General features: G+C 39.4%; 16 protein-coding genes and 3 pseudogenes. 9 read left to right on the top strand and 10 right to left on the bottom strand.

Features of this window, described 5'->3' with window-relative positions:
• Window positions 1-81 precede the first annotated feature (81 nt).
• The 3 genes and pseudogenes from QI031_RS20920 to QI031_RS20910 all read right to left on the bottom strand — a co-directional run bounded on the left by QI031_RS20920 (window position 82) and on the right by QI031_RS20910 (window position 3,872).
• Window positions 82-2,622 carry a DEAD/DEAH box helicase family protein gene (locus QI031_RS20920; RefSeq protein ID WP_281481563.1) on the bottom strand — a complete coding sequence of 847 codons (2,541 nt, stop codon included), beginning with the start codon at window positions 2,620-2,622 and terminating at the stop codon, window positions 82-84.
• Between the two features lie 95 nt (window positions 2,623-2,717).
• A pseudogene (locus tag QI031_RS20915) lies at window positions 2,718-3,323 on the bottom strand (Uma2 family endonuclease).
• Window positions 3,324-3,458: 135 nt separating this feature from the next.
• The gene (locus tag QI031_RS20910; protein WP_281481562.1) at window positions 3,459-3,872 is read right to left on the bottom strand and encodes a Fur family transcriptional regulator; all 414 of its coding nucleotides are present in this window, start codon (window positions 3,870-3,872) and stop codon (window positions 3,459-3,461) included.
• A 144-nt stretch (window positions 3,873-4,016) separates the two neighbouring features.
• Between QI031_RS20910 and purS the strand changes: the two genes are divergently transcribed.
• The 7 genes from purS to QI031_RS20875 all read left to right on the top strand — a co-directional run bounded on the left by purS (window position 4,017) and on the right by QI031_RS20875 (window position 9,906).
• Window positions 4,017-4,295, top strand: coding sequence for a phosphoribosylformylglycinamidine synthase subunit PurS (purS, locus tag QI031_RS20905; protein ID WP_281481561.1), 279 nt, complete (start codon window positions 4,017-4,019; stop codon window positions 4,293-4,295).
• A 102-nt stretch (window positions 4,296-4,397) separates the two neighbouring features.
• Window positions 4,398-5,075 carry a phosphoribosylformylglycinamidine synthase subunit PurQ gene (purQ, locus tag QI031_RS20900; protein WP_281481560.1) on the top strand — a complete coding sequence of 226 codons (678 nt, stop codon included), beginning with the start codon at window positions 4,398-4,400 and terminating at the stop codon, window positions 5,073-5,075.
• Between the two features lie 160 nt (window positions 5,076-5,235).
• Entirely contained in the window at window positions 5,236-5,415 is a 180-nt protein-coding gene (locus QI031_RS20895; protein WP_281481559.1) for a hypothetical protein, read from the top strand.
• A 51-nt stretch (window positions 5,416-5,466) separates the two neighbouring features.
• The gene (locus QI031_RS20890; RefSeq protein ID WP_281481558.1) at window positions 5,467-6,966 is read left to right on the top strand and encodes an amidohydrolase family protein; all 1,500 of its coding nucleotides are present in this window, start codon (window positions 5,467-5,469) and stop codon (window positions 6,964-6,966) included.
• A 23-nt stretch (window positions 6,967-6,989) separates the two neighbouring features.
• Entirely contained in the window at window positions 6,990-7,964 is a 975-nt protein-coding gene (locus QI031_RS20885) for a quinone oxidoreductase family protein (protein ID WP_281481557.1), read from the top strand.
• A gap of 18 nt (window positions 7,965-7,982) precedes the next feature.
• Entirely contained in the window at window positions 7,983-8,798 is an 816-nt protein-coding gene (locus QI031_RS20880; protein ID WP_281481556.1) for an alpha/beta fold hydrolase, read from the top strand.
• A gap of 181 nt (window positions 8,799-8,979) precedes the next feature.
• On the top strand, window positions 8,980-9,906 hold the full coding sequence (locus QI031_RS20875; RefSeq protein WP_281481555.1) for a beta-keto acid cleavage family enzyme: 927 nt from the start codon (window positions 8,980-8,982) through the stop codon (window positions 9,904-9,906).
• 453 nt (window positions 9,907-10,359) lie between these two features.
• Here the strand turns inward: QI031_RS20875 and QI031_RS20870 are convergent.
• From QI031_RS20870 to QI031_RS20850, 5 genes and pseudogenes are all read right to left on the bottom strand, one after another.
• Window positions 10,360-11,489 (bottom strand): annotated as a pseudogene (locus tag QI031_RS20870) (ISAzo13 family transposase).
• Window positions 11,490-11,729: 240 nt separating this feature from the next.
• A complete protein-coding gene (locus tag QI031_RS20865) occupies window positions 11,730-11,882 on the bottom strand; it encodes a hypothetical protein (RefSeq protein WP_281481554.1) in 153 nt (50 codons plus the stop codon).
• A gap of 109 nt (window positions 11,883-11,991) precedes the next feature.
• Window positions 11,992-12,333, bottom strand: coding sequence for a DUF5615 family PIN-like protein (locus tag QI031_RS20860; protein ID WP_281481553.1), 342 nt, complete (start codon window positions 12,331-12,333; stop codon window positions 11,992-11,994).
• Window positions 12,330-12,554, bottom strand: a complete 225-nt coding sequence (locus tag QI031_RS20855; protein ID WP_281481552.1) for a DUF433 domain-containing protein — start codon at window positions 12,552-12,554, stop codon at window positions 12,330-12,332. Before QI031_RS20855 ends, QI031_RS20860 begins: the two co-directional genes overlap by 4 nt.
• A gap of 69 nt (window positions 12,555-12,623) precedes the next feature.
• A complete protein-coding gene (locus QI031_RS20850) occupies window positions 12,624-12,770 on the bottom strand; it encodes a hypothetical protein (RefSeq protein WP_281481551.1) in 147 nt (48 codons plus the stop codon).
• Between the two features lie 125 nt (window positions 12,771-12,895).
• On the opposite strand from QI031_RS20850, the pseudogene QI031_RS20845 reads away from it, so the two are divergent.
• Window positions 12,896-14,686 (top strand): annotated as a pseudogene (locus QI031_RS20845) (NACHT domain-containing protein); the annotation flags it as partial.
• Window positions 14,687-14,692: 6 nt separating this feature from the next.
• Here the strand turns inward: QI031_RS20845 and QI031_RS20840 are convergent.
• Both QI031_RS20840 and QI031_RS20835 read right to left on the bottom strand, forming a co-directional pair.
• Entirely contained in the window at window positions 14,693-15,217 is a 525-nt protein-coding gene (locus tag QI031_RS20840; RefSeq protein ID WP_281485908.1) for an IS630 family transposase, read from the bottom strand.
• Between the two features lie 47 nt (window positions 15,218-15,264).
• Window positions 15,265-15,765, bottom strand: coding sequence for a helix-turn-helix domain-containing protein (locus QI031_RS20835; RefSeq protein ID WP_281480997.1), 501 nt, complete (start codon window positions 15,763-15,765; stop codon window positions 15,265-15,267).
• A gap of 182 nt (window positions 15,766-15,947) precedes the next feature.
• Here QI031_RS20835 and QI031_RS20830 point away from each other — a divergent pair, with 182 nt between their 5' ends.
• On the top strand, window positions 15,948-16,769 hold the full coding sequence (locus QI031_RS20830; protein ID WP_281481550.1) for a pentapeptide repeat-containing protein: 822 nt from the start codon (window positions 15,948-15,950) through the stop codon (window positions 16,767-16,769).
• Window positions 16,770-16,772: the final 3 nt, after the last annotated feature.

Here is a 16,772-nt window from a genome sequence, read left to right as displayed (position 1 = left end):
CGCTTTTTTATCGGGACTGGGATTTATTCTCAGTCCCGATTTTTGATGAGTCTAGTCAATACTAATTTCAAATTAGTAATTTTATTTCATCGTAGTAACATTAATATATTCAGCATGACAACCAAGCTTATTTTGAATTAAGTTAAGAAGTTCTGCTTTATGTTTAAGCAACCATTCAGGATTGTTACTAGGGTACAAATATATATTGTAAGTGTAAGTATATACTTCCCAATCAATTTTGGAAACTGCTTTGCAATGGTAAAAGAAGTTAACTACTCTTGTTATAGTCTTTATAGCCTTTTCACCTTCTGATATAAATGATAAATCAAGATTTTTTGGATTAATCAATTTCGTTGTATTACACCGAAAATCAATTTCATTCTGACCTTTACATCTATTGCAAGTAACACACAGAGTTTGTGAGTTTTCTATAGATGTTTTACCGCCCATAGAAAACGGTTTAATATGATCGATTTGTAATTTACCTTTGGTATTTACTCCACAACATAGACAAGTACACCTATCTCGTGCTTTAACTTCTTCTTTTTCTACTTCGGTTAATTCTCTATCCTCTGTTTTTAATAAATTAATTACAGTTAGAGTAGATTGAGGTGTAGGCTGATAAATAATATTTATAATCGCTGCGTCAACTGCTGTTTCAAATCGAATCAAACTTTTATAAAAAACTTTCCACAATGTCTCAGATTTAGAAAACTCTTCGTCTAAATATTCATGTTTTAAGCGAGGGGGGAAATCAATTACTTTATAAGCAATTTTATCTAAGTCATACAGTTCTCTTTCCTCAAATGGATGGTATATAGGTACAGATTGATTTTGAGCAATGTGGCGAACAATCTTAATTAAATCTGAATCAAGCTTTCCACCAATATTGTCAGTTTTGCGTTCAAATCCGTCACTTATCCATTGTTGTACTTGAGACTGCATCCATTTATCATCAAGATATTCTTTAGACCATTCATCTAATAAGTTTGTAGAACGAATAAAGAGAATAAATGAATCAAGTTTTGATTTTGTATGTTCATATACCATGACAAATTCAGTAAATGATTCCATTAATTCATGTTGATTATCAACATTAGCATACACAATTTCAGTTTTATACCAACCAATAGGGCATATTTTTTTGTATTCTATTTGATAATCTCCACCACTTTCTATTGATTTTGATAATTCCTCAACTAGACGAATAGAAATATATTCAAGTGGGTAATATCCTTTTACAGAGACTTTTTCTTTATCTATGGTATCGCTATCTTTTGGGTTAGCCCAATCAACTAAACGTTTCCAGTCATCGAAGAATAGAACAATATTCGCCTCAGCACTACCTCCTACTTTTTCACCCCTTAATGCTCTACCAATCATTTGAGTCATTAAGATAGAGCTTGTTGTTTGGCGAGTAATAAATACAGTTTTAACATTAGGAATGTCAGCACCCTCTGTTAACATCCGTACATTTATTAAAACATCAAGCTTATTATTCTTAAATTCATCCAAAATCCTTTGATTATCACTTTGAGTACGTTTATTTCTTGCATCAGCAGAGCCAGGATCGGCATCTATATGTGAATAAATTGCGTCTACTCTAACGCCCTTTTCGAGAAGCTTTTCTTTTATATAGATGCATTGAAACCAACGATCAGCAAAGATAATTGTTTTACCATAGCTATCTTTATTTGATACATAAGCATCTGCTATAAAATTGTTTCTCGGTTTATCAGTTGCAAGTTTCTCAATAATTGATTCTGGGAGGTCTTTATGTTGCTTAACTAACCGTTCGTATAATCCATCATCAATTTCCCATTCTTTACCAGTTGAGACTTCAATATAATTAGATTTAGCTAAAATTCCTTGTAATATTAAACTTTCTTTTTTAGCTTCATAAATAATTTCATTCTCAAATATTTTCCAAAGCCAACCTCTTCTAGCCTTATCATTATACGTTGGTGTAGCTGTTAGACCAAGCAGATTTAACTGTGGAAATAATCCTCGAAGTCCTAAAGCAGAATCTTTTTCACCAATCAATAAGTTTCTGCAACCATAGGCAGGGGAATGGTGAGCTTCATCAACTACAACAAAAAGTCCTGTCTCTCTACAATAATCAATAAATTTTTTAAAAGCTGTCTCAAATTTATTACCAAATCTATCTAGAGCATCAGTATGTAAATTATTGATAGCTGTTTGTATTGTCATGATGACAATATCATCAGTTAGTTGTATTGATGAAGCTTTGGCATGAGAAGGATTACTAGAAACGCACCTAATATTTAACGTTTTCTTAGGCTCTGGAATATCCTTAGCACCTTTTTCAAAGGTATCGAATGCTTGATCCAACAAGTAAAATGAAGGAGCTAACCAAAGGATTTTAATATTTTTAGGGATTACATGATCGGATAACCATCTGACAGCGGTAAATGTCTTGCCAGCACCCGTAGGAAGTACTAAGATTCCACTACCCGGTTTTTCGCTGCCAAATTTAAATGTTTTACTCAGGGCTTCAAAAGCCTCAATTTGATGCTGGAAGGGTATTTTAGAGTGGTAGTTAGCAGATTGATTTCTTAATTGATCGAGATTGATAAGTTTGTAATCGGTGGGTTCGTACATTATAATCTTTTCCTAGTGATATAGAGACTATTTGACCACTAGGTTAGTTTGCCCATAATGTATATTTCAAACTATCATGTATTGAAATTTATGCTTTACCAAACTTGACTTAAATCCAAAATAAAACCAGGTAGCAACGGTTCACTGTTCAGTGTTTTATGATTATCTAATACTTCAACCGCAATATTAAAACGATAAATAAAAACTTGGCGTTGTTTTCTATCAATTAACCAACCAAGTTGCGTGCCATTATTAATATACTCTTGCATCTTGTCTTGCAAAATTTACAAGCGATCGCTCTCAGAACGCAACTCAATCACAAATTCAGGACAAATCGGTGCAAATTTTTTTCGCAGTTCCACTGGTATGGCTTCCCAGCGATCGCGTTTTATCCAAGCTGCATCGGGAGAACGCACCGCACCATTCGGCAAAGTAAACCCACCACTGGAACCAAAACCTACACCTGTACCATCTTGCTTTGTCCAAATACCTAACTGAACAATTATGTCAAAGTTATGTTGATCGGTTTCGGAACCAGTAGGGGGCATAATCACTAATTCTCCCACAGCATTGCGTTCGATGCGAAAGTCGCGGTTTAGCTGACAAAATTCGTAAAACTGATCTTCGGTTAGTGCGATCGCAGGTTGCAATTGCAAAACCGTTGGTATAATTTCTGTGGCTACAGGTAAGTTAGTGGTCATAATGGCTTTGTTAAGCATAATGTAATGACGGTTAGTCTGATTCTTGATAGGGACTAGTTTGAAGGGTTTGTAGTTAATGGATTAGTGCTTAGAAGAGAAGGACTGAAATCCTTACTACTAACATATAAGTTTTTTTTAATCATCTTCTACACCAGCAGCCTGATTTACTTGACATTTGTTGCATAAACCAAAAAATTCTAGAGTGTGGTAGAAAACTTTAAATTGATGATTGGATTCTAGCTGGTCTTCTAAGTCATGAACAGGACATTGATTAATAGGAATGGAAACACCACATTGCAGACAAGTTAAGTGGTGTTTATCTTGCTGCGCTAGGCTATAGAGAGCTTCGCCGTTAGCTAGAGTCCGCACTTGAACCATGCCTTCCAGTTTTAAAGCTTCTAAAGAACGGTAAACGGTAGCTAAACCCATACTTTCGTTGCGACTACGTAACTCTACGTAAATATCCTGGGCAGAAATGCCTTGTTTAATAGTTTTGAGCAAGTTCAAAATACGCTCTTGACTGCGACTGCGGGTGCGTATGGCTCTCATAGACAATCGTGTAAATTTGCTACTGTATTAGAAGCTGTTATACTAGCTAACTAATAAATTAACTGTAGCTGCTTCATAATCTTATTTTTACTCAGTTGGAGCAGAAAGTTATAGTATAGCGATCGCAGCATTCAGCAAAAGCCTGTGCAAAGCAAGTATCTAGCCAAAATTTTCGTGACCCTTCGTCCTTCAGTCTTAGACCCTGCTGGTGTGGCTGTACAATCTGGTCTTCAGCAAATGGGATACGATAACGTTGAACAAGTGCGGATTGGTAAGTATATTGAACTGCTCATCACGTCGACTGAAGAGAAAAAAGCCCGTCAAGACCTTGATAATATCTGTAACCAAATGTTAGCCAATCCGGTAATTGAAAATTACCGTTTTGAGCTGATAGAGGTTGAAACACAGACGGGAGTTTTTTAGGAACTAAGGATTGGGGATTAAGAAATATTTTTCTAATACTCAATTCCTTCTTATTTGCCATTGACAACTGACCAATGACCACTGACCAATGACAAATGACAAATGACAAAATTCGGTGTTGTTGTTTTTCCCGGTTCTAATTGCGATCGCGATGTTGCTTATGTAACTAGAGATTTACTAAAACAACCAACTCGCATGGTTTGGCATCAAGAAACAGACATTGCCGATTTGGATGTAGTGATTATACCTGGTGGCTTTAGTTATGGTGATTATCTGCGCTGTGGAGCCATTGCGCGGTTTTCTCCTGTGATGCGACAGGTAATAGAACATGCCAAACAAGGCAAGTTTGTCCTGGGTATTTGCAACGGTTTTCAGGTATTAACTGAAGCAGGACTTTTACCAGGAGTATTGACAAGAAATCAGGATCTACATTTTATCTGCGATCGCGTTCCCTTAAAAGTAGAGCGTACCAATATTTCTTGGACGCAAGCTTATGTAACAGATGAAATAATCACTTTACCTATTGCTCACGGTGAAGGGCGGTTTTACGCTGATAAAGCGACTTTGTCAGTGATTGAAGACAATGGACAGGTAGTTTTTCGCTATGCAGGCGAAAATCTCAACGGATCATTGAATAATATTGCCGGAATTTGCGATCGTCAAGGCAATGTTTTAGGAATGATGCCGCACCCAGAAAGAGCTTCTGATGCCATGCTTGGGGGTAGTGATGGTTTAAGGCTGTTTCAGGGTTTATTAGAGAAGGTGATGGCGTTGGTGTAAGGTTAGCCTCACCGCTTACCATAGCGAATAAGGGATGCAGCATTGCTGTATCCCTTATTTTGTATCTTCACGCATAGAAATATTCAAATCTATTTCATACAATTTCACGAAATATTTGAAACAGATGATTGGTCTTTAATTCTTTTCCCCTGCTGCCTATTTGTATCAATTTTCAAGTCAAACAGTATTAGCTATTTCTGTGGTTGCGGCTTATTCATCAGGAGTTGTTGCACCATCTCACGTTTTACGCATCACGACTCGTAAAAGAAATTCATCAACTTCCCTAACAATAACTTCTAACAAAATTAAGGAGCGATCGCACCGTAGTACAGTGGTATGAGTAATTAGTCTGTCTCCCAGTATCTTTACTCATTTTAACGTGAGGTATGCTGTGTCAGAAACTCCTCTATTAGATCAAATTATCAAAAATGTGCAGGTAGTTCGTCCTCATCAAGATATTGTCGAAACACTTGATTTGGGAATTAAGGATGGGAAATTTGCCCAGATTGCCCCTAATATTAGCCCAGACAACAGCCAAGAGGTATTTGATGCCCAAAACCTGCTGGGTTTTCCTGGGGTTGTGGATGCTCACATGCACATCGGTATTTATCAACCCCTCGACAAAGATGCTGTGACTGAAAGCAAAGCAGCGGCAATGGGAGGAGTCACAACCAGCCTCAATTACATCCGTACAGGGCAGTACTATCTTAATAAAGGCGGTGCTTATCAAGATTTTTTCCCTGAAGTTTTGGCACTATCACAAGGGAATTTTTTTGTTGATTATGGCTACCACATCGCACCCATAGCTAGTCAGCATATCGAGGAAATCCCTCTACTGTTTGCAGAACACGGCATACCTTCGTTTAAAATCTTCATGTTTTATGGAGGTTATGGGTTGCACGGTTTGTCAGACCAGCAAAACCTCTTTTTGATGATTAATAAAGAGGAACGCTACGATTTTGCCCATTTTGAATTTATTATGCGCGGTCTGTCGCGTTTAATGGCAGCACATCCACAAGCGCGAGATACTATTAGCTTGAGTTTGCACTGCGAAGTTGCAGAAATTCTCAACGCCTATACCAAAATTGTGGAAAATGATTCTAGTCTGAGCGGACTACACGCTTACAGTGCAGCGCGTCCTCCTCATTCCGAAGGATTAGCAATTTGCATTGCTTCTTATTTGGCGCATGAAACTAACTGTGCAAATATCAATTTATTGCACCTGAGTTCGCGTAAAGCAATGGAAGCAGCTTTGACGATGCAGACTGCTTTTCCCCATATCAATTTTCGGCGCGAAGTGACTGTGGGACATTTACTATTAGATGTCGATACTCCTAATAGTACTTGGGCAAAAGTCAACCCCCCGATTCGCCCCCGTGCCGATGTGGAATACTTATGGCAAGCAGTACTCAACCATCAAGTTGATTGGATAGTTAGCGACCATGCTTGCTGTTCTGCCGAACAAAAACGCAGTGCGAAAGACCCGCATAATATTTGGTTAGCAAAGTCTGGTTTTGGCGGTACAGAATATTTACTTTCTGGTGTAATTAGTGAAGGTAGCAAGCGAGGAATGTCTTACAACCACATGGCAAAATTGCTATCTTGGAACCCATCGCAGCGCTTTGGTTTATTAGAAAAAGGTGATATCGCCGTTGGCTATGATGCAGACTTGGTATTAGTAAACCCTAATGAAAGTTTTGTGGTACGTGCTGCTGAGTCGGAATCGCAACAAGATTACACCCCCTTTGAAGGTGTGGAGTTAACTGGAAGAGTGAAAAGTACCTTTTTGCGGGGTAATCTGATTTACAACAATGGACAAGTTCTAGGTTCCCCAACTGGACGTTATTTGAAACGCTCTCATCCTAGAATAAAGGCAAAAACCGATGTCTGATTGGCAACTAGAAAAAGAACAATATGAAAGCAGCACGTATTTATAACTACGGTGGTGCAACTGCTGTACAAGTAGATGAAATAGAAGTTTTGCCACCAAATCCTGGTGAAGTCAGGATTCGGGTAGGGGCTGCGGGAATGAACAATTCTGACTTGCAGACAACCTATGGAACTTATCGCGGATATGGTCATCAAGAACTACCTTATATTCTGGGACAGGAAGCAGCTGGTAAGGTTGATGCTGTAGGGTTAGGAGTTAAGGAATTAGTACCCGGAATGCGTGTTTTTGGACGTGTGAGAGGTGCTTTTGCAGAAATGGCGTATGCTTTAGCAAGTGAATTGTTACCTCTAGCAGATGAAGTGTCATTTACAGTAGCCGCCAGTTTGCCTATTGCCTATCTAACTGCTGGGATGGCACTGATTCACAAAGCCAATGTCCAGCATGGAGAGTGGGTTTTGGTACATCCAGGTAGTGGTGGCGTTGGCAGCGCCGCAGTTCAACTGGCTCAGCTGCTAGGCGGGCGAGTGATTGCTACTGCGGGGAATCAGGCAAAGGTACAGCGGTTAATTGAGTTGGGTGCATTACAGGCAATTGATTATAGTACTCAAGACGTAGTTTCCCAGGTGCAAAGAATTACTGACAATTCAGGGGTACAAGTGGCACTCGATGGTGCGGGGAAAGTCACCTTTGCTGATTGTTTAGGAGCGATCGCTAATAATGGTCGCATTGTCAGCTATGGTACTACTACGGGCATGGATGCTGCTCTGCCCTTGGGAAAATTGCTAGGACGCAATATTACAATTTACGGCATTGCTATTTGGTATAACAAAGATTATCAATTCAGTTTGGGAACACTCAGGGATTTGGTAATTCCAGCAGTTGCTCAAGGAAAGATCCAGCCCACAATTGATGAGATAGTTGATTTAGAAGGGGTGTCTGGGGCATTGAGCAGAATGGAAAACCGCGATTTAATGGGGAAAATTATTGTGGTTCCGTAATATTAGGGTGTATAAAAAATGAGCCAACGGATTAAGCGAGCGTTTTTAGACACAGAAGATGGACAAATTCTTTACCGTATTGGTGGAGAAGGCGAACCCATACTTTTACTGCACATGACTCCTCGCAGTAGCGACGAATTTCAAGAATTGATGCCTATTTTGGCTGCCAAAAAATTAGTAATTGCAATGGATTTAATGGGATTAGGTGATTCTGACAAACCCCCCAGAGTTTATTCAGTTAAAGACTATGCTAAAACTGCGATCGCACTTTTGGACGAATTAGGCATCAAAAAGACGAGCATTTTCGGTAGTCTTACAGGAGGTTATATTGCCGGAGAAATGGCAGCAACCTATCCAGAACGAGTTGACAAACTTATTCTCTGTAATGTAATTGGGTTTGACGAAGAGGAAAAAGACAAGATTTTCAAGAGTTATTCTCAAGGGTATCAAATTAAAGAAGATGGCTCCCATTTAATGGAAAGATGGTTAGCTCGTGTCAGTTACGTCGGCACGGAAGAGTTAAATCATCGTTGCGTTTTGGATGATTTAAAGGCTTTTAACTCTCCTGTATATCCTGGTGTAGCTGTGGCAAACTACTGTCTTTCTGCCCAAGAAAGATTTCGCTTAATTAAATGCCCGACCCTGATTTTGTCAGGAGATCAGGCATTAGAACCATTAGAAAAAGCTGGTTTAGCCAAAGCTGAAAATCAATCTTGGCTTCAAGAAGTGATTCCTCATAGTCAAAGAATCCAACTAGAAGGTGGAAACCTTTGGATGGTTAATCAAATGCCGGAAGAAGTATTAAAAGTAGTGGTTGATTTTTTGGAAAAGTAATAAGTATTTGTACGAAATGTAGCGCTTATCGTTGTAGTGAGATATGTCTCTTTGAGTTCAGGGACTAGGAGCTAGGGGCTAGGGGTTAGTGGCTATGTACCTCATGTAATTGGGAACTGCTATAAATGCCTAGCTAGTAAATATACAAATAAATTTGCCTACCTATTTTAGAAGAAAAACAATGAACAACGAATTACCACTAATTATTGAGTGTCGCTGCAACGATTCAGATTACCGCAAGGATAATCCCAATTGCCCATACAGTCCACAAGAAATCGTTCAAGAAGCTGTTCGTGCTTGGGAAGCAGGAGCCTCGATCTTTCATTGGCATGGACGCGATCCAGTTAATGGTGATTGGATTAGTGATGTAGAAGTCTATCTTGAAGCGATTCAAGGAATTCGTGAAAAGACCGATCTGATTATCAATCCTACACTGAACTACGTTACTAAACAAAGCCAAGTAAGCGATCGCGTCAAGCACATCTTAGCAGCGAAAAATGATCCAGCACTAGGAATTGATATGGTTCCTTTAGAGTTTGGCTCACTGAATATAGACTTCTGGAACCCACAGACAAAGCAATTCCAAACATCCGACCAAGTACATATTAGTTCTCGTGCTTACATGCAGGAAGTGTTGAAAATACTCAAAGAAAATAACATTTTTGTCAGTACAGTATGTTGGGATGTGGGACAAATTCGTACAGCACGATGCTTTCAAGAAATGGGACTGCTTTCACAAAATACTTTTTGGGAGTTCGTTTTTACAGGAGAAATTATGCCCAGTGGTATTCTGCCAACACTCCCCAATTTACAGGCGGTGGTAGATTCTATTCCCGTAGGCAAACCTTGGTTGGTAATGTGCTGGAATGGAGACGTGATGCATTTAGCAGCCTGGGCAATCACCCTTGGTGGACACGTCGGCATTGGGCTAGGAGATTATGCTTACAATCGTTTTGGCCAACCGCACAACGGCGAATTAGTAGACAAGGTTGCAAAGATGGCACATACGCTTGGTCGGGAAGTTGCAACGCCAGCGCAAACCCGCGAGATTTTGAAGATGCCGCCGCGAGTATCTCTGCCAGAAAAGTTAGGGGTAACTGCTAAGTAACCACACAAAATTAATTACAGTCATTGCGAGCGAAGCGAAGCAATCCCAACCCCTGCGATTGCTTCGCTTCGCTCGCAATGACATTGTGTAATTAGGACTTGCTGAAAAAGTCCTTAACGGACTAGTACTCTGGCAAGTCAACTTTGCTGGGTTAATGGGAAAAAAGTCCAGTTCTTTTCTCCCCCTGCTTCCTCTGCTTCCCCTGCTTGCCTCCACCCGTCATTTTTGGGTTGGGGACTTCCAAGAAATAAATTAATCAGCAAAAATCATAAGTTAATCTTTAAGAGATAATGATAATCATTCTGAAAGGGTAAGAGGTGGTTGCCGTCGGCAACCACCTCTTACCCCCTCAAACACAGAAGGAAAAGTCTGCATCTGCACTCTGTAAATAATTTCAGTGCAATATCATAATTAATATTCATGTTTTTAGATTTAAAAACTGAAGAGTGAAAATTAAGTGCTGCCACAACAAATATCAACAAACCATTTGCCTAAATCGGGAAATTTTTCATGTTCCGAGTTAGTGAGTCTTTCTATTTGTTTTTCAACAGCAGACATAGCCTCCTTAGTAAGAGTAACCCCAGTTTCATAAGTTTGAGTCACTAACTTAACCACAGGATTCTTACCTTTCCACGTCATGTTTTGAGCAAATTTTAAAGCGGTTGCAACTTCATCTAAAATACTGCCATTCCAAGAATTTTCTAATATCCCCCATACTCGCTCGATGGGATTATATTTGCTGTGATAGGGTGGATAGTAGGCTAAACGTATATTCAGTTGATATTCATGAACAAACTCAACGATACGTTTCATAAACTGGGTACGTCTAGAATTATTATCTGTCCCATTATCCTGGTTAATAATCAGGGTTTTTATTGAGGAAAATCGCCAACTCTCACTCTTCCAAAAATCTTCTAGAACGTCTACAATAAAATCACTCGTTACATTAGACTCTGTAAAGTATAAAAATAGTTCGTCTAATTCTGGAAGGAAGATGCCGTAAGGAGTTACGGTAGTTTTTGGATGAAAATTATGGTCTTCTGTTTCTGTGACAACTCGGTTTTTACCTCCTCTGTCAAAGTAGCCAATATCTACACGGGCTTTGGCATCCAGACTGAGACGTAAGATACTTGGATCATCCAGGGCGGATTGATTAACTATTGCTAATTGTTCAAAGATTGCGTCTGTTTCTGGAATTTTTTTTGAGGTAAAACTTTTGCTACTCGCTTGAGTCTATAACCTAAATCATTCAATTTAACTCTCATTGTTTCTTCAGTAGGTAACTGTTCATCCGTATAACCAAATTTATCAATTAATAGCTTTCTGACCTGACTAGCAGTTAGGCGTGTATACAGCCTTTGGCTTTTAAAACTTGGATCTGTTTGGCTTTGGAAATCAACTAATTTTTTGATATCTTCTAACAGGTTTGGTAAATGCTCTTCTACTTTCCATCTACCCCTAGCTGAATAATTATCTATACAACTAATCCCACTGGTTAGTTCTTTAATTCCTTTACGAATAGTATTTCTATCCCAGCCCAATTCTTTTTGAGCCAGTAATTGTCCTCCGTAACCTAATTCCATGACAATTTGTGCTTGAAAACGCCGCCTTGCTGCACCTTTGAGTTGGTTTGCTGTTTCCTTGAATACTTTTTTGACTGAATCAGTTAATTCGAGCAACACTCCTGTCCACCCACAAAATTCCCTCCAAATTGAATTTACTACGAATAGGGGGGAAGGAGAAGCAGCCTGCGGCTGCTTCTCCTTCCCCCCTTAGAATGATTATCATTATTATAATTGGTCATTTTATTCCTTGGAAGTCCCTTACAGCACCATCAGCACATTCGCCAATACCGCAATCTGCCGTGCCACCAACTGCTTCGCTTCACTCACTGAGCCATGCCGTAGTTCGTGGATGGCTTGGTGCAGTCCTGTGTGAGCATTTGTTGCACCGTTGGTTTTAAAGAGCGATCGCACTTAGACTAGGTATCTTTTCAAGTAAACTGTCAAAAGCAATCCGATCAATGCGGATACTTAGTAATTTTCTCTACTTCAGCACTTAGTACTGAGTCAAGTCAATTGATGGCTATTTGAATGCTTCGATCTGGTCTAGATAAACATTAATTAGCTTATTATCAATAACTAAATCTTCAATTTGTGGCCAAACACGGGCTAGAAACGAGTGAAATTCACTTTTTCGCAGATTTCCAAAGCGTAGATGCACTACTTTTGGTGGGGACAAATAAAGCATCAATCGATCCGAAAAATCTGCATCTTTGGTAACAATCACCAAATCTTTCTCTTTTGCATACTGCCATATCTGAGTATCACTCGGACTATCACCTAATATTGAAACATGGATGATGGAAAAAGATGGCGTAAATTGGATTTTAGAAGGTAGATTTTCATCAAATAAAAATCCATTCATGCAATTTTTCTAACTTCGTAGTGATTTGCCATTAACTTTGCCGCAAATTGCATACAAGCATAAATATCTTCTCGTTTTAGAGAGGGATACTCTTCCAGGATTTCTTCTATGGAATCACCTGCACCTAAAAATTCCATAACCGTTTGCACAGTAATTCGAGTGTTAGCAATAACAGGCCGTCCATTACAAATATCTGGATGAATATTTATTCGATTTTGCATCAGGATTCTCTCTTCTTGAAAATCTAAAATTAGACTGTTAATACAATATTAGCCATACAGTACCACGCCTCACATTCGCTGTCCTCCGCAATCTGCCGCGCCACCAGCTGTTTCGCTTCCTTCAGTCACGCCCACCATGCCGTAGCTCTGAATGGCTTGATGCAGCCCGGTGTGTGCGTTAGTTGCTGCTGCGATCGCTACCAATGAACTTTTCAACAGCAACTTATAATACTTGTAATACTTGAAAAAGTATAAAAGAAAACTTTTTACGACAGAATATCGTTTTTAATAAAGATTAAGCGTTATTTAGCTCAATAGCTCTGCGTTTTCGGGGTGCAGTAATGATAATTAACTTGGATCTAGTCATCAGCGCAATTACTAGCGTTGCCAATCCTTTGATCAAAGAAAAGATTCTGCGCTCTGAGACGGTAATTAAGCTACTCCAGAAATTTAACCTTGACCCAGATCATCCACCTGCTGATTTTAGCGGTGTTTACGCCTATACCCTAGTAGAATACGGTATTGGCAAACCGAAGCCGTTATTAGAACTGTTCCGTCAAGAAGAAATAAAACAAGCTTTTCGCAAAGCTTTTGACCATAATAACCCTTCAATCCTCCTTTCTGAAGTTGATACTTTTTTAAATGTTTATGTCTTAGGCGATGAAATCAGAAACTTAGAACTTGATGTAAGACGAGAGGTAGCTGCATTTGCAACGGTATTTATCGAAGTCGCTAAACGTACTCGCACACCAGCCGATGTCTTAATGAACCAGAGGATTGGTTCTTTACATCAACGAATTGCAAATATCCAAGAACAACTAGAAAGATTGCCGACACTGGAAGGCATTCGTACAGAGATAGCACGCTTGGCAGCAGGCAACCAACCAGCACTTACCCCAACTGTAACTGAAAACAAATGTCAAGCGATTGCACTAGCCCAACAAATGCAGGGTTGGTTTGAAACTTTGGGTTATCGGTTTGAAAAATATGAAATTTGGGGCAATTCATATTTCGAGTGGGTTATTAATGTGCCTACACGACGTAACAGATATGATCGTGTATTGATCAGAGGCATAGAAGGAGAAATTGGACTCAAGGACGTAGCTGCTTTACGTTCCTCAGTTGAGCAGCAGAGAACTGATGAAGGTTGGTTAGTAACAGCAAGACGGATTTCACGGGCAGCGCGGGATGAAGTAGAAAAGGAAGAGAATCACCACTTAGGTTGTTACACTTTTGACGAACTGATTGACCAAGATGCTGATTTTGGCGATTATCTTGATTGGTTAGAAGCAGAAATTACCCGGCGCAACATCGATACAAAATACGTTCCCCTAGCTTGTACAAAAGAGGAAATTGACCCTGATACCAAGCAACGTATTGGTATCAGTCGCTACGACGAACGTGATGGCTGGATTGATGGTTATATTGATGTGTGGTTAGACGATCCAGCCAAAGAGCATATTTCAGTACTAGGGGAATTTGGCACGGGAAAAACTTGGTTTGCTTTTCACTATGCTTGGGTAGCATTGCAGAGATACAAAGATGCTCAAAAACGAGGTGTGGAACGTCCCCGTTTGCCCTTATTAATTACCTTGCGAGACTTTGCCAAAGCCATAAATGTCGAGAACGTTTTAGCAGGTTTCTTTTTTACCCAACACAATATTCGTTTGAATAGCGAAGTCTTCGACCAACTTAACCAAATGGGTAAATTGCTGCTAATTTTCGATGGATTTGACGAAATGGCAGCAAAAGTTGACCGTCAGCAGATGATTAACAACTTCTGGGAATTGGCGAAGGTGGTAGTTCCTGGTGCTAAGGTCATCCTCACCTGTCGTACTGAGCATTTCCCAGAGGCAAAAGAAGGACGAGCATTGCTTAATGCTCAACTGCAAGCTTCTACTAAGCAGTTGACAGGTGAAACACCTCAATTTGAAGTGTTAGAACTGGAGAAATTTAACGACGAGCAAATTCGTACCTGTTTATCATATCAAGCACAAGCGACCACAGTTGAACAAGTCATGGGCAATCCGCAATTATTAGATTTAGCCCGTCGTCCAGTGATGACAGAGTTAATTTTAGAAGCACTGCCAGATATTGAGGCAGGTAAACCCGTGGATATGTCACGAGTTTATACCATTTCACGAAAAGCCTGATACAAATAAAGCATCCAGAATAAAACCCCAACCTGTAATATTCGCAACAATTGATGTGTTTAATTCCTCAAGACGTTGCCAAATAACTGTTCTTAACTCGTCCAAATTAGCAAAGCATTCCCAACTTAAATTCCTTTTTACTTCTTCCCATAAACGTTCAATGGGATTGACTTGGGGAGTATGTGGAGGTTGAAATAATAAAATAATATTTTCTGGAATTTTAAGAGTCTGGCTTAAATGAAAAGCACCATTGTCTAATTGAAGTATGTGTATATCTTCCGGATACGTAGCTGCAAACTGTTCTAAAAAGATATTGAAGCAAGCTGTGTTGAGATGAGAGAATTCCCAAATATAATACTCACCAGTTAACGGCTCTACTAAACCATATAAATAGAAATTTTCTCGTTTCCATTGCATGATGCCAATAGGTTTAATGCCACAAAGCGTGATCAGTCTTCCTAATTCTGTTTTTAATCCTACACGGCTTTCATCACCACACCAGTATCTAATTTCTTTATGTTTATCTTTTGGCTCTATGACGTGTTTTTTTATAACTTCTAGGTATTGTGGCAGTTTTTTTTAAATTCTAATTCTGCTTCTTCATTGTGTTTTATCCCTACTGCTCTTGGTACTTTTAACTTCGCTTTCATTCGATAGCGTACTGTATCATGTACTACTTTATACGACGCTCTCACACCTTGAACCGCTTTCAACCATGTTCGGATTTCTTCATAGCTTTTAAATCCAAATGGCTGTTCAAGTTCTTTTAAAAGTTGTTCTTTGGTCGAACCATCAATAATTGGCGGTCGCCCTGGACTTTTTTTTGTTGACAATAGACCGTTTATTCCCGACTCTGTATATGTTTTTAACCATCTTTGCACTGTCACTCTTTCTCTGCCTACGACAAAAGCTGCATCCTGTACCGTTCTTACTTGCCCCATTTTCAGTAAATACAAAGCTTGAACTCGTTCACGGCTTGATGCTGTTTTCTGTTTGACGAGCAGTTCATGCAACTGTTGGACTGATTCTTTTATTTCGACTTTGGTGACTCCAACCATTTTTACCCGTTCATATTTATTCCTAATTTATCTGTATCATACTTTTAGTGAATTGGTATTACTTGTATGCAGTGCGGCGCAAGATGGAACGCGATATAAAAGCGGAGCGTACTTTTACGTCTTTGGCGGAGAAATTGTACTTTTTGTGCGAGTTGTCTTGGGAAATGTTATCGACTGACCAAATGAGCCTGAATTATCGGCTGTTCCCAGAGCGTATTCGCTACTTATTCGGTTCTGCTGTTCAAGAAGAGAAAGATTTAGACCACTGGCATTATGATATGATGACGCAGACAATGCTTATTCGTAATGCTGATGGTGACTATACTCCAGCGCATAGATCATTGTTAGAGTTTTTCGTAGCATATAAATTCGCAGCAGAGTTGGGGGTGTTGGCTAGCGATTTTACAGAGTTAGCCAAAGCACAGTCATGTTTGGATACCAGTGCAGCACCTGTTGAGTATACTTGGTCTGGTTATTTTTCGCGTCAATTAGACGATACTGGGCGTAGTATGGCGATCGCACCACTAAAAAAGTTTATAAGCGAACCTTTGGATAAGTTGAGGGAGACTTTTGGTAAAACACCACTCACAAAAGCAGTCATGGAGTTACTTTTGCCGATATTAGGTCAGAAGGAGACTCTTATTAATGCAGTTGAAAGTACGCGAGGTCAAAGTGAAGATGAAGTGGGTTGGATTGGCGGAAATGCAGCAACGTTAGCCGTGAAATTAGATAAGAGGGCACTAGAAGCAAGAGATTTCAATGGTGTAGTTATTAATAGTGCCGATTTTACTTATGCCAGTTTACGTGATATCAATTTTGAACAGGCTAATCTAAAAAATTCCATATTTGCTGAAACTTTTGGTTCTATTTTGTCTATTGCATTTAACTCAGATTCCAGCCTTTTAGCTACAGGCCATGAATCAGATGGCATAGTTCACTTATGGGATGTTGCAACGGGAAAAGAAGTTTTAACTCTTAAAGGACATCACACAGCAGTATGGTAAGTT

It is taken from the genome of Halotia branconii CENA392 (genome assembly GCF_029953635.1).
GTDB classification, from domain to species: domain Bacteria; phylum Cyanobacteriota; class Cyanobacteriia; order Cyanobacteriales; family Nostocaceae; genus Halotia; species Halotia branconii.
The sequence above is the reverse complement of the archived record's forward strand: the minus strand, read 5'-3'. Positions and strand labels throughout refer to the sequence as shown.